The 13,368-nt window shown below is 59.3% G+C and carries 9 protein-coding genes; 3 read left to right on the top strand and 6 right to left on the bottom strand.

Annotated elements, in window-relative coordinates; all coding sequences use genetic code 11:
- Positions 1–34: 34 nt before the first annotated feature.
- A complete protein-coding gene (gene rpoN, locus OQH67_RS00100; protein WP_215435763.1) occupies positions 35–1,429 on the top strand; it encodes an RNA polymerase factor sigma-54 in 1,395 nt (464 codons plus the stop codon).
- Positions 1,430–1,588: 159 nt separating this feature from the next.
- Entirely contained in the window at positions 1,589–2,740 is a 1,152-nt protein-coding gene (locus OQH67_RS00095) for an MFS transporter (protein WP_215435762.1), read from the top strand.
- 93 nt (positions 2,741–2,833) lie between these two features.
- Here the strand turns inward: OQH67_RS00095 and OQH67_RS00090 are convergent, their stop codons facing one another.
- Both OQH67_RS00090 and eboE read right to left on the bottom strand, forming a co-directional pair.
- Positions 2,834–3,793, bottom strand: a complete 960-nt coding sequence (locus tag OQH67_RS00090) for a zinc-binding metallopeptidase family protein (RefSeq protein WP_215435761.1) — start codon at positions 3,791–3,793, stop codon at positions 2,834–2,836.
- Positions 3,790–5,058, bottom strand: a complete 1,269-nt coding sequence (eboE, locus tag OQH67_RS00085) for a metabolite traffic protein EboE (protein ID WP_215435760.1) — start codon at positions 5,056–5,058, stop codon at positions 3,790–3,792. Before eboE ends, OQH67_RS00090 begins: the two co-directional genes overlap by 4 nt.
- A gap of 105 nt (positions 5,059–5,163) precedes the next feature.
- Between eboE and OQH67_RS00080 the strand changes: the two genes are divergently transcribed.
- Positions 5,164–7,548: a glycoside hydrolase family 95 protein gene (locus tag OQH67_RS00080; RefSeq protein ID WP_215435759.1), complete on the top strand. Its 2,385-nt coding sequence runs from the start codon at positions 5,164–5,166 to the stop codon at positions 7,546–7,548.
- Between the two features lie 366 nt (positions 7,549–7,914).
- On the opposite strand, the gene OQH67_RS00075 is transcribed toward OQH67_RS00080, so the two are convergent.
- The 4 genes from OQH67_RS00075 to pgsA form a co-directional block, all read right to left on the bottom strand.
- Positions 7,915–9,360: a Gfo/Idh/MocA family protein gene (locus OQH67_RS00075; RefSeq protein WP_215435758.1), complete on the bottom strand. Its 1,446-nt coding sequence runs from the start codon at positions 9,358–9,360 to the stop codon at positions 7,915–7,917.
- Between the two features lie 536 nt (positions 9,361–9,896).
- The gene (locus OQH67_RS00070; RefSeq protein ID WP_215435756.1) at positions 9,897–10,502 is read right to left on the bottom strand and encodes a hypothetical protein; all 606 of its coding nucleotides are present in this window, start codon (positions 10,500–10,502) and stop codon (positions 9,897–9,899) included.
- Between the two features lie 160 nt (positions 10,503–10,662).
- Positions 10,663–11,904 carry a DEAD/DEAH box helicase gene (locus OQH67_RS00065; RefSeq protein ID WP_215435754.1) on the bottom strand — a complete coding sequence of 414 codons (1,242 nt, stop codon included), beginning with the start codon at positions 11,902–11,904 and terminating at the stop codon, positions 10,663–10,665.
- A gap of 447 nt (positions 11,905–12,351) precedes the next feature.
- On the bottom strand, positions 12,352–12,960 hold the full coding sequence (pgsA, locus tag OQH67_RS00060; RefSeq protein WP_067952083.1) for a CDP-diacylglycerol--glycerol-3-phosphate 3-phosphatidyltransferase: 609 nt from the start codon (positions 12,958–12,960) through the stop codon (positions 12,352–12,354).
- Positions 12,961–13,368: the final 408 nt, after the last annotated feature.

The raw sequence follows: 13,368 nt of genomic DNA, 5'->3' as shown, positions 1-13,368 counted from the left end.
CCAGAATTCGGCGGCTGGTGTAGTTTGTCCCGGTATGAGCGAGGTGTCCCTGCAGCACGGAATGACGCGCCAGATGGTGGCGGGACAGTCCATGCAGACGGGGATGCAGATTCTCCAGGCTTCCTCTCTGGAGCTGAAGCAGTTGATCCGTCAGGCCCTGGAGACGAACCCCCTGCTGGAGGATGTGCCGGACGCTTCCCCGGAGGCGCTTGCGGATGAGCCGTCCGGAGACCTTGACGACGTGAGGGATGACGGCTGGAACGAGTTTACGGCGGAAGGACGCCCTTCCGCGGAGGCCGCGGCACGGCGGGATTTCATGTATGAGTCCGTGGTGGCTCCGGAGTCTCTCAAGTCCCATCTGATGGACCAGGCGGTTCATTCCGCGCTGACCGGGCGGACCAGGGAAGCCCTGCTGCTGCTGATTGATTCCCTGGATGACCGGGGATTTCTGACGGAGTCTCCGGAAGAACTGGAAGAGAGGGAATGTTTCAGCATGAAGGATATGGGAGAGGCTCTCGCGGTGTTGAGAGGGATGGACCCGCCCGGAGTGGGGGCCCGGGATTTGAGAGATTCCCTTCTGATTCAACTGGAACAGCGCGGGCTAAAGCGGTCGCTGGCGTTCCGTCTGGTCAAACGGTGCTGGCGGGAGCTGGCGGCGCACAAGTATGGAGAGGCCGCTCTCCTGTTGGGTGCGGAACCGGAGGAAGTGGCGGCGGCTCTGGAGATTGTCAGGAGCCTGACTCCCGATCCCGGCTGCGCCTATGCGCCGGGCGGCAATCCGCATATTCTGCCGGATGTGGTCGTGGAGGAGTCGGCCTCCGGTGAACTGGAAGTGACGCTGACTTCGGAATACCTTCCGAAATTGTCCATGAATGAACAGTACATGGAGATGATGGCGGAAGGGTCCGGAAACCGGGATTTGCGCCAGTACCTCCGCAAGGCGTTCCGGGAGGGCCAGGAACTGATGCGCGCGCTGGACATGAGGCAGGAGACCATTCTCAAGCTGGCCCGGGCCATTGTCCGGAAACAGGAAGCCTTTTTCAGGGCCGGGCCGTCTCATCTGAAGGCTATGGGCATGGAGGAGATTGCGGACGAGCTGGGCGTGCATGTTTCCACCGTTTCCCGCGCCTGCCGTGACAAATACCTGTTGTGCAAGTGGGGGATGAGGGAGTTGAGGGCCTTTTTCAGCTCCGGAGTCTCCGCGGGCGGTGAGGCCGCATCCGGCGCCGGGGAGAATTCGGTTGCTTCCGGAGCTGTCCAGGAGTTGATGCGGGCGTTGATCGCGGCGGAGAATCCGGCCAGGCCCCTCAGCGATGCCAGGCTGGCTGCCGCCCTCCAGGAGAAGGGGGTGAATATCGCCCGCAGAACGGTAGCGAAGTACCGCGAACAGATGAAGATTCTGCCCGCCTCCCTGCGCAAGGGGATATGACATTTTTAAAGAGCGTTTTCAGATGCTTCAACATGTTGATTGCAGGTTGTTTTTGTCAGGATTGAAAAGGACATGCCGGATACTGCCGTTTCTGGCAAAGGCAACGGTTGACTGACGCGGCTTTAGTGATATAGTCGCCTCCTTTATCGCTTTATCGTTATGCGTACATTTACATGGCCCATTGCATTGTTGCTGCTCGGTTTGCTGTTTCAGACCGTGGCGTTCGCCGTACTGAATACGGTGGTTCCGCTGTGGATGGAGCAGGCGGATGCGGCCGTGTGGGAGACCGGCATGGTGGGGTCTTTCTTTTTTCTGGGGAACCTGGCCGGCACCCTCATGGCCGGGTGGCTGATACGCAGGACGGGGTTCAACGGCAGCTACCGCTGCGCGTGCGTGCTGTGCGCCGTGTCCACGCTCCTGCTGATGGCCGTTTCCGGAGTTGCTGCCTGGAGCGGTCTCAGGTTTTTGACGGGAGCAAGCTGCGCCCTGGTTTGGGTGGTGGTGGAGAGCGCCCTGCTGAGGGCGGGAACGCTGAAGACCCGCGGCGTTCTTCTGGCTTCCTACATGGTGGTTTATTATCTGGGCACCGTGCTGGGCCAGTTGCTGATCGGCTGGTTCCCCAGCGACATGGTTGTGGTGGTCTCCGAAGTGTGCGGATTGTCCGTCGCCGGCATGATTCCGCTGTTGTTCGCCCGCTTGAAGTCGGATGCCGGCAGCGGGGAGCTTTCCCCCCGCGTGGAAATCCGGCCCCTGCTGAGACGCCGCAGCGTGGTGCTGGGCGTGGCGGGCTGCATGATTTCCGGCGTGGTTCTGGGAACGATTTACTGTCTGATGCCCCTGTTCCTGAAACACCAGGGCATGAGCCATTCCTCCGTGGGGTATTGGATGGCCCTGCTGATTGCCGCGGCCATTCTGGGGCAATGGCCCATGGGGCGGCTGTCTGACAGGTACGGGCGCGCCTTCGTGATGAAGTGCCAGTCCCTGCTGGTGATAGCCGCCTGCGCCGGCCTGATGGCCAGGGGCGGATTGATGGCCCCCTCCCTGGTCGCCCTCGGCCTGGCGGGTTTTTCCCTGTATCCCATCGCCATGGCCTGGGGATGCGAAGAAGCCTCCCGCGACGAGCTGGTGACGATGAACCAGCTCCTGCTGCTGAGCTATTCCGTGGGGACGCTGGCCGGTCCTTCCCTGACGTCGTTCCTGATGCAGCGTTATTCGGACAACTGGATGCCGCTGGTCATTGCCCTGGTGGCCCTGCTGTACATGCCCGTGCTGATCGTAGGGGGACACCGGGCGGGCAGGGCGTCCCGGTAGGAGTAGTATCCCGCCGGAGCAGGGCGGAAACATGTTTTCCCGCAGGGGGATAATTCATGAAAGAGGGCGGTTTTCAAAAGCGTTCCTTCCCGGTCAGGGCTGTTTCGGCTTTTGGGCGGCGTCCGGCTGCTTGTCCGTTTTGGATACGTCGTTGTCCGCCACCTGGTGGATCATGTCCGTCAGCGCCTGCACATAGTTCTTTGTCCGGGAGTCCGTGACGCTGTATTCGCATTTGCAGGAGAGGGTAGGGATGTCCAGGACCGCATAATGGCGGTCATTGCTGTTGATGGCCGCTGTTTTCCGGTGAAGGGTGGAGGGCGGCTGTTCCCAGCTTTTTGCAAAGGGGGCTGCGCATTGCGCGGCAAATTCCTGTCCGCGTGGAGTGGTCAGGAACAGGACCGGTGTCTGGGGTTCGGCTTCTTTCGTTTGCTCCCCTTCTCCGGGAACGGCGGTTTTCTGGGGTTCCAGGTTGATCATTCCCAGGATGTTGGAGGCTCCGATGAGGCCGCTCAGCATTTTGGCATGCACGCCGGCTCCGGAGGGACCGGACTGCCCCGCGGACTGCGCCCCGTTGGCGTAGGCTACAAAGTAGATGTTGTGGTTGGTCGCAATGTCCCTGAGGTCCCTGGCCGTTTCCATCAGCACGGCCGCTCCGCTGCCGTTGTTGAAGCGCTCGTCGGAGTCGTAGTTGGCCCCTACCACAATGCTCTGGTTGTCGGAGAAGAGGCCGGGCTTGTACACCACGATGTTGTAGATGGCGGCTTCCTTTTTGGAATTGCCGCTCGTGACGGGCTGGAGCGTCACGGCATACCCCATGTCCGAGAAGTTGTTTTCAATGTATTTGGCGGCCGCCTCCATGGATTTGGGCTGGCGGGAGTTTCTGGGGCCTATGGTTTTTTGCAGGACTTGCGTATGGCGTTCCATGCGTTCCGCCAGGGAACGGGGGGTGTCCGGGCCGCCGGGGGAGGACGGAAACAGGGTGCAGGACGACAGGACGGCGGCCAGCAGCAGGCCTCCGGAAAGTTTTACGGCGTATGTGTATGGGGATGTCATGAATGCTGAAGCGCGGCAATGTAGTTCATTTCCCGTGCGATTTGGGAGGCCAGGGGAATTTTCATGTGATCCGGAAGTACGCTCCATGTGTAGGTTTCCACTTCCAGATGGGGGCGGAGGGAGGGATGGGAATGCAGGTAGTCCAGTGTTTTGGCGATGAAAGACCTCGTGTCTTTCAGAGGCGGTTCCGGAGACGCGTACAGGGGAATGTGGTAATGAATGCGCCAGACGGAGTTCCGTGTTTCCTCCGCATAATCCCGCGCGTAGGCCAGGGCATTCGGCATGTCCGGGAAAAGCATGGTGTGGTTTCCGTGCCGGATGCTGGTCTGGTGGAAATAGACTCCGTCGTCAAATTCCTGGAGAAGGTCCAGGCTTTCCAGTCCGTTCATGTGGAATTCCAGGGCGTTGGAGAGCTGGACCTTGCACAGGGCGATGTTGTTTTCCTCCCAGGCGGAGAGGGTGAAATCCGGTTCTTCCCGAAGAATGGCGAAGTGGCAGGTATCGTAGGTCAGCCCTATGTGGCGTTCGATGAGTTCCGGGCGGCGGGAACGGTTGCGCAGGTTGTCAAAGAAGCGAATGGCCCCGAATGTGTCGTGAAAATGGCCGAAGGGTTCCGGCTCCAGGCCGAGCTGCATGAGGCGTCCCGTCTGTCTGCTCAGCGCGTCCAGGAATCCGCTCATGGCTTCCAGCCGCGCGAAAATCCGCTCTTCATCCGCGTGGAACCAGCTGTGGGATGCGGGAAGCGTGCTGACGGTCAGCGTGTCGGCCCGTTCATCGCCGATGAGGGCCAGGATGCGGAAGAGGTTGCAGGTATATTCAAAGCGTTCCGGAGTAGTCCAGTCCGGCTGGAAGACGCGCTCCTTCACCCGTTCTCCGTGAAAACTGCCGTAGGGAAAGCCGTTGAGGGTTTCCACCCGCGCATGGTTGTCATTCAGCCAGATTTTCAGGGAGTCCAGGTCCTCAGGGGATTCCAGCAGTTCCCGCGTCGCCCGTGCCGACAGGCGCAGTCCGATTCCCAAAGGCTGGTTCCGGAGGGGAGCGGAGAGTTCCCGGGCAATGCGCGGCACATGGAGGCGGAGCGCCTCCATGGTTTCCGCCCAGGATTCGGCGGGGTGGATGTTGGTGCAGTAGGAAAGCATGGCGGGAACGGGCGGGTGTTGTCGAGGAACGTGCTTCCGCTCCGGGAGCGAGATGGCGGAAGGTGGCTGTGCCTGGGGTGCGTTCCTCAGACGTACATACGAACGGCAGGCCGGGTAAAATTTCATGGATTTGCGTCTTTGGCCGTCATGGGAAAGGCATTTTGCACAGTGGAGCAAATAGGCTTGCAGAAGCACGGATCCATATGGTAAAGGTCGGCTTCCATGTTCCATATGCGTCTGTTTTTTTTTCTGGCTTCCGGAGTTTTTCTGTATGGAGCCGTTGCACGTGCCGCGGAAGGCGGCAAGGACGGGGAGGGATGGAAATCCTCCCGCTTCTGGTTCAGCCGTCCGGCGGAATGGAAGGATACGCGGCCCCAGAAGGGGACAGGCGATACGTCGTGGGCGAAGGACGCCACCCCCATCGGCAATGGAAGAATAGGCGCGCTTATTTATGGCGGCGTGGGGAAAGACCATCTGGAACTGACGGAGATCAGCATGTGGTCGGGCGGCTTTTGCAGTTCGGAAGCCAAGGACAAGGGACCGGATTCCCTGAAATTCGGGTCCTATCAGCCGTTTGGAACGCTGGAAATCACTTATCCGGCTGCGGATGGAATGAAGGATTACAGGAGGGAGCTTGACGTGGGCAGGGCACTGGCGTCCGTGTCCTATTCCACGGGGGATGTCCGTTACAGGAGGGAATATTTTGCCAGCATTCCCCATCAGGTGATTTCCATGACGGTGGAAGGGGACAAACCCCGTTCCGTGGATGCTGTCTTCCGACTGACAACTCTCCATCCGCAGGACCGGATTACGTCCACCGCCGGAGGAGGACGGGGCATGATTCTGATCCAGGGCAAGTTGAAGAACGGGCTGGCGTATGAAGGCCGCATCGCCATTCTTCCCAAGGGGGGAACCGTCAAGGCTTCCGACGGTTCTGTCGTTGTGGAAAAGGCGGATTCCTGCCGTGTGCTGGTCTCCCTGGCCACGGATTATGTCCTGGATGCCGCCCGGAACTGGAAGGGCGAATCTCCGCGGAAAAGGAACGACGCCGTTCTGGCGCGGGCGCTCAAGGTGCCTTCCGGGAAAATGAAGCGGGATCACCTGCTGGCCTATGGAAAGTTTTACAACCGGGTTTCCCTGGATTTGGGAGAAACGGAGGACGCCACGGCCGGACTTTCCATCGACGAACGCCTGAAGAAGTATAAAAAGGCTGTGAACGAGGGGACGGAATGTCCGGACCCTGATTTGGAGGAATTGATTTTCAACTTTGGCCGCTACGTCATCATTTCCTCCTCCCAGCCGGGCAATTTGCCCGCCAACCTGCAGGGGCTCTGGAATTACAGCCTGATTCCGCCGTGGGATTCCGATTACCACAACAATATCAATATCCAGATGTGTTATTGGGGAGTGGAGCCCGCCAACCTGCCGGAATGCTATGAGCCCCTGGTGCGTTACATCAGGGAGATGGCGCCTGCGGCGCGCAGGATTACCCGGGAGACGGCGGAATTCAAGGCGGCGTCCGGAACTCCCGCTCCGGGGTGGACGAGCAGAACCGCCCAGAATATTTTCGGCGGCCAGGGGTTCAAGTGGAACAAGCCCGCTTCCGCCTGGTATGCCCTGCATCTGTGGGAACATTACCTTTTTACGCTGGACCGGGATTACCTGAAGACGACGGCCTATCCGATGATGAAGGAGATCTGCCAGTTCTGGGAAAGCCAGTTGAAGGTGATGAATGAGGGAGGAAGCAATTTCAGGACGGAGGACAAAAAAGTGACTCCAGAGGTGGTTTCCCGTGATTTGAAGGATATCAGGGCAGGCATGCTGGCGGCTCCCATGGGGTGGTCTCCGGAACACGGACCAAAGGAAGACGGCTGCGCCCATGACCAGCAGATCGTGTGGGAGTTGTTCCATGACACCGTGCAGGCCGCCGAGGTGCTGGATGTGGACCGGGCGTGGAGAAAGGAACTGGCCGCCAAGAGGGACCTGCTGGTAGGGCCCAGGGTGGGGGAGGAAGGTATGCTGCTTGAATGGATGATCGACCGAAAGCCGGGCAGCGGTTCCTGGGACCCGCACCACCGGCACACCTCCCACCTGTTTGCCGTCTATCCCGGCAGCCAGATCAGTCCGGCAAAGACGCCGGAATGGGCGGAAGCCGCGCGCAAGTCCCTGCTGGCGCGCGGAACGACGGGTGATTCTCGCCGCTCCTGGACCTGGGCATGGCGCACCAATCTGTGGGCGCGCTTTCTGAATGGACGGAAGGCGTACGAGATGATTCAGGGCATGATCCGCTACAGCATGATGGACAGCCTGTTCACCACGCATCCGCCCATGCAGGTGGATGGCACCATGGGCATTGTGGCGGGTTTTGCCGAGATGCTGCTCCAGTCCCATACGGGGCGGCTGCATTTGCTGCCGGCACTTCCCGGAGCGTGGAAGGACGGCAGCGTCCGGGGGCTGAAAGCCCGCGGCAATATTTCCGTGGACATGGCCTGGAAAGACGGCAGGGTGACGCAGTTCAGCCTGTCCTCTCCCGCCGCCCAGTCCGTCAAGGTGTTCTTCAATGGGGAGGAAAAGACTTATGCGTTGACGCCGGGAGTTGCCGTTAAAGAGAAGTAGGGGCGGTGGTTCGACGGCTTTCGGCTTTCAGACGGGAGGGAGCGGTTTTTTCAAGTGCCGGGTTCAAATATTGCGGGGTGCTCTGAACCGGGGCTGGAGAAGATACCGTGAACGGTGCCGGGTTCCGGACGGAGTTACGCTGCCGGAGAACAGGGGGCCGTCTGGATGAAAAAAGGTGGTCGCGAGGGTGTGGCTGTCAAAACTGGAACGGTTGTCCGGGAGAAGACAGGCAGAAGGGAGGAAGAACAACGGACGAACCTGTTTGAGAAGGGAAGGCATTAAACCGATTTGCGGCCGGGACCTGCAAAAAAGGCTGTTCCGCCGTAAACGGAACAGCCTTGTTGTAAAAAGACAGGTAATGCTTAATTATTGCACGATGCCGAGCGGGGCGGTCGTTTTCCAGTCGCCGCGGGTGAAGTCCGGGAATACCTGGGGCATGCCGCCCTGGGCCACGGAGTATTCGGAGAGCTCGGAAACGGAGGACCAGAAGGCTCCTTCATAGACGTTCTGGTCCATGGGTTCGCCGTTGCGGAGGCATTCGATGATGCGGAAGAGCATCACGAAGTCCATGCCGCCGTGGCCGCCCATTTTCAAGGCCAGCGGGCCGACGCGCTTCCAGAGCGGGTGCTCGTATTTTTCAAAGATGGGCGCCAGCTTTTCATTGCCTTCAATCCATTCGTGATAGTTGCCGTTGCCCAGTTTTTCACCGGCCACACGGGTCGGGAAGCCCGCCAGCGTACCCAAGGTGCCCTGGATGAGGTTGAGGCGGGAGTAGGGGCGGGGGCTGGTTTCATCCCATTCCACCAGAACGGTGCGGCCCATGGTGGTTTTAATGAGGGAGGTGTTCATGTCTCCGCAGGCGAAGTCCAGCTTGTTCCACTTGTGGTCCGCCGGGAAGTTTTTCCTGGCATACGCGGCGCGGCCGAGGGCCGGGCTGGAGAAGGAAACGAGCCTGCCGAAGCAGTCGTCCTTGCGGGCCAGGTTCATGTACTGGGCCACAGGGCCGAGGCCGTGCGTGGGGTATACGTTGCCGTTGCGCTTGGCGTAGTGGTAGGTTCTCCAGGAACCGGTTCCGCGCTCCACCTGCTTCATCTGGCCGCGCAGTTCGTGAATATAGGCGGCTTCTCCGTACAAAAGGTCTCCGATGACGCCCTGGCGCACCATGTTCAGGTACATGAGTTCTTCACGGCCGTAGTTGACGTTTTCCATCATCATGCAATGCTTCCGGGTCTGTTCGGAAGTATCCACGATTTCCCAGAGTTCCTTGATGGAGACGGCCATCGGCACTTCCACGAAGGCGTGGGCGCCCATTTTCATTACGTCGCAGGTGACGCGGCAGTGCCATTCCCAGCTGGGGCAGACGATGACGGCGTCCGGCTTGACTTCCTTCATCATGCGCTTGTAGTCTTCCGGTCCCTTCGTGAAAATGGGGGGACGCTTGCCCGTCTTTTTTTCCACGAGGTCCGCGTTGCGCTTGGCCCAGTCTTCGTAAAGGTCGCAGATGCCGACGACTTCCGCTCCTTCAATGACGGCCATTTGCGCGACGTGCATGGAGCCGCGTTCGCCTACGCCGACAAAGGCCACGCGGACCTTGTCCAGCTTGGGGGCCCGGAATCCGCCCATATACTGGGCGCCCGGCTTGCGCGCGGGCCACGTGGTCATGGGGCCGATGTTGTTTGGATCGGGGATGATGATTTTTTTGGGAGCCAGGGCTTCCACTTCCTGCGCGTTGGCAAGGGAACCGGCGGCCAGAGCTCCTGTAGCCAGACCCAGGGTCTGGAGGAAACGACGACGTGATGATGAAGTATCCATGAATGAATAGTATGTGAGGGAGGAATAGTATGTGAGGGAGGAATAGAGTCCTCAGTTTGCCATAGATACCGGGCCTTGAAAATCTTTCTTTCATGAATGGTGCAAAAAGTCCACGGCTTTTTCAATAAGAGTGGGAGAGACTGCGGAGGTCCCGCGTCGTTTTTCACGGGACCGGGAAGAGGCGCAACCCGGGGACGAATACGGGTGAAAGGAGGCGTTTCCGGAAATGAAAGAGGCCCCGTCCCTCCGCGGTGCGGGGACAGGGCCTGTGGGAGTGCATCACCCGGTTGTGCCGATGTTGCAGGCCGTTGCTTGGGAATGAAATGGGTGCGTAGCAGGCACCGCGTTCCGAAGGATCGGCTCTGGATCGGAGACATCCGGAAAGTGTTGCGTGGTCGCCGGTGCGGCGGCGGGGCCGTTCCAGGCGGCCGGAGAGATCATCCCGTTTCTTTCGGCTTATTCAGTAAGGGAACCTGTTGCGGGTTCCGCATGCCGTAGAATCGGGGTCATCTTCCCGGTCGTCTTTGATGGTTCGGTCAATCCGCCTTGGCGGCGGGAAGTGCTGGCGCGGCGAGTTTGGCGTAGGCTTCACTCAGCGCCTTGCCCAGCTTGGGGCGGAAAACCGTGGTGGTCGGCAGTTTGGCGCCTTCCATGTCACAGGAGCGGAGGATGGCGGGGATGGAAGGAGCCAGCGCATGCTGCATGATTTTCATGCAGTCTTCCAGGTCCACCCCGTATTTTTCCTCAATAAGGTTTTCGATCCGGTCCGCCATGTGTTCCATGCGCTCTATCTGCTGTTTGGTCAGGATAGGCTGGATGGTTGCATTCGGGTCGGGAACGTAGCTGGTCAGCATCTCAATGGCCCGCTTCAGGTCGTCCGGCAGGTTGGTGACATTGCCGCTGTTGAGCACCTGGACAAGCACTTGATAGCTGTTGGTTGCGTTCTCGTCATAATCATGAATTCCTGATGCCAGCGCCACGCCTGCGATGCTCTGCACGTAACTGGCTACTTCCGGGGAATGCTTGCCTTCCACGAAGGTGGAGGGCACTTCATCCGCGTAAGCCAGAACGGCGGCCTGGCAGGCGAGGGAACTGATTGTGCCCGCGCACAGCGTTTTAGTGATTAACGACAGGATTTTCATGAGTGAAACCTTGGTTTGGGTTTCCCGGCTGCAACGGCCCGGCGGACCGTCTGTAGCAAGTGAGACCGTTTTCCCCCGGATTGCGTTCAAACATTTTTTGAATGGTTAAAATCCGGGTTCTTTCGGCGTCCTTGCACTATCTGCGTGAACGGCTGCGGCTTTATCCGTTACGTGATTGCCTGCGGGAGGGGGCACCGTTTTCCCGGGCGGAATTTTTCTGCCTCCTGTCAGCACCGGGAACGGTCAGCAGTTCTGCCGGAAGTTCCGTGCTGGAGGCATGCACGGGAAGGACGCGTCCGAGCATTTTGTGGATATCCCGGGCCTTGCCGACTTCATCCGGAGCGCACAGGGCAATCGCCTGTCCGTCGGCTCCGGCGCGGGCAGTACGGCCTATGCGGTGTACGTAAACTTCCGATTCCGCCGGCAGGTCATAGTTGATGACGAGCTGGACGTCCTTGACGTCGATGCCGCGGGCCGCGATGTCCGTAGCGACGAGAATGGGCGTTTCCCCGGAGCGGAATTCGCGGAGCATGCGCTCCCGCGTACCCTGGCTTTTATCCCCGTGGATGGCGGAGGCCGGATAGTCCCTGCCGGTGAGGAAGGAGGCCAGCCGGTTGGCTCCGTGCTTGGTGCGGGTGAAGATGAGGGTGCGTCCCGGATGTTGGCGCTGTTCCAGCAGGTCCAGCGTGCAGGGCCTTTTGTCCGCCTGGGAGCGGACCATGCAGAGGGATTGTTCCACCCGGTCCGCCGTGGCGGAGGGAGGCGTGACCATGACCGTTTCCGGTTCCTGGAGGAAGGCCTGGGCCAGTTGCCGGATGTTGTCCGGCATGGTGGCGGAGAACATCTGGGTGTGGCGCTGTCGGGGAATTTTGGCCACGATTTTTTTCAGGGCCGGGGCGAATCCCATGTCCAGCATGTGGTCGGCTTCGTCCAGAATCAGGGTTTCCACCTGGTCCAGATTGACGGTCTGGCGTTCCAGATGGTCGATCAGCCTGCCCGGCGTAGCGACCAGGATGTCCAGGCCCGCCGCCAGTTTGCGGAACTGGGGGGCATACCCCACGCCGCCGAAGATGACGGCCGTGGACAGGTTTTGTCCCTTGGCATACGCCGTGATGTTGTCGTGAATCTGGGAAGCCAGCTCCCGGGTGGGGCTCAGGATGAGCGCCCTGACCTTCCGCGGCCGGGGTTTGGCGGGATGTTCGGAAAAGTGTTGAATGAGGGGCAGGGCGAAGGCGGCGGTCTTTCCCGTACCGGTCTGCGCCAGTCCCATCAGATCCTTTTTCTGCAGCAGCATGGGGATGCAGGCGGCCTGAATGGGGGTGGGGGTCTTGTACTCCAGTTTCTCCAATTGGCGGAGAATGGGAGCCGACAAGCCAAGCTCCCTGAATGTGGTGGATACCATATTGATTTCTTTATCTGTGAATGCGTCCCGGCTGCAGTGAACTGACGGAATCACAAAATGGCAGGGAAAAAATCCGCCGGAAGCGATACTGAAAGAATCAATACGGAGACGCCCGTATCCCGCCAACCGCAATGACCATCAAATGAACAACCAAGCTTCCATTCAGCGGGAACGAAGTGATAAAATCACGGCTGCGCTCCGGCGTCAAGGGAAATAAAAACTTCCGGTACGTTAACGTGCCTGTTTACCGGGATGTTCTGTTTATTATATTTGTTTTATACAACATTGATTTTCTGTAATTATTGACAGTTTTTTCCTTCCTGCGGCGCAACAAGTGTTCCATGTCTTTTATTTCTTTTCCGCAAAACAACATGTTCCCGCATTTGCAGATAAGTCATGGACGGGAAGGCGGGAATTTCCTCCATGCCTCACTGTATTCCGCCGTTTCTAGCTTTTCAGAAAACGGCGGGCGCCCACGCAATACACGGCTCCCGAGTACACGGTCAGGATGACGGCGCCCCAGAGCGTGAATTGATACAGGAAGTTGGCGATTCCGTCGCCCTGCCAGTGGCAGAGGGAGGCCACCGGGGACAGGATGGACGGAATGTATTCCGGCGTGTGCACCCAGGTCAGCGCCAGCAGGCAGCCGATGCAGAAGGCCAGTTGGAAGGCCGTTTTCCATTTTCCGGAGGTTCCTGCGGGAATGATGACTCCGTGGTCCTGGGCGATCTGGCGCAGGCCGGTGACCAGGAATTCCCGGCTGATGATAATGATGGTGACCCAGAATGGGCACAGTCCGGCGGCCGTCAGGTAGATGAAAGCCGCGGAGACGGCTATTTTATCCGCCAGGGGGTCAATGAGCTTGCCGAAGGTGGTGACCTGGTTCAGGCGGCGTGCCAGATAGCCGTCCAGCCAGTCCGTGCACGCGGCCAGCACAAAGACGATCAGCGCGGCCGGATATCCCCAGGGATGTTGGGCCGCCAGGCTGATGACTGCCGTGAAGACGACCACCAACGCGATTCTCGTCAGGGTAATGGTATTCGGCAGATTCAGCATATGCGGATATTAGGGCGCAGATGGAGTTTCGTAGCAAGCGTTTTTTGCATACTCCGGGAATTAATTTTGTCTGAAGGATGGGGAAGAAAAAGGCAGGAGTGAAAAGGGGAAGAAGCTCATGGAAAGCCGCGTTTTTCCGTATTCCGGAGATTTCCGGCGGGAGGGCCGCTTTTTCTTCGTGTGGAACGGAAGAAAAGGGATGGCAGGATGGCGCCTCCTCGCGGAGAAGCGGCTGGAAGGCCGGTAATCCGGGCTTTCTGAAATGCCCGGTTCCGTGCCCTTTGTTTGTTCCAATAGCTCCGGAGAAGGGGCGGCTTTCCGGATCGGATGGAAACCGGGATACAGGAAATGCAGGTTCCGGTTTCCCCGTTTTGGGAAGAACCGTTTATCCGGCAAGGAGTACTGTAC

This window comes from Akkermansia biwaensis (assembly GCF_026072915.1).
Taxonomy (GTDB): Bacteria; Verrucomicrobiota; Verrucomicrobiia; order Verrucomicrobiales; family Akkermansiaceae; genus Akkermansia; species Akkermansia biwaensis.
This window is presented reverse-complemented; position numbering and strand designations above follow the sequence as displayed.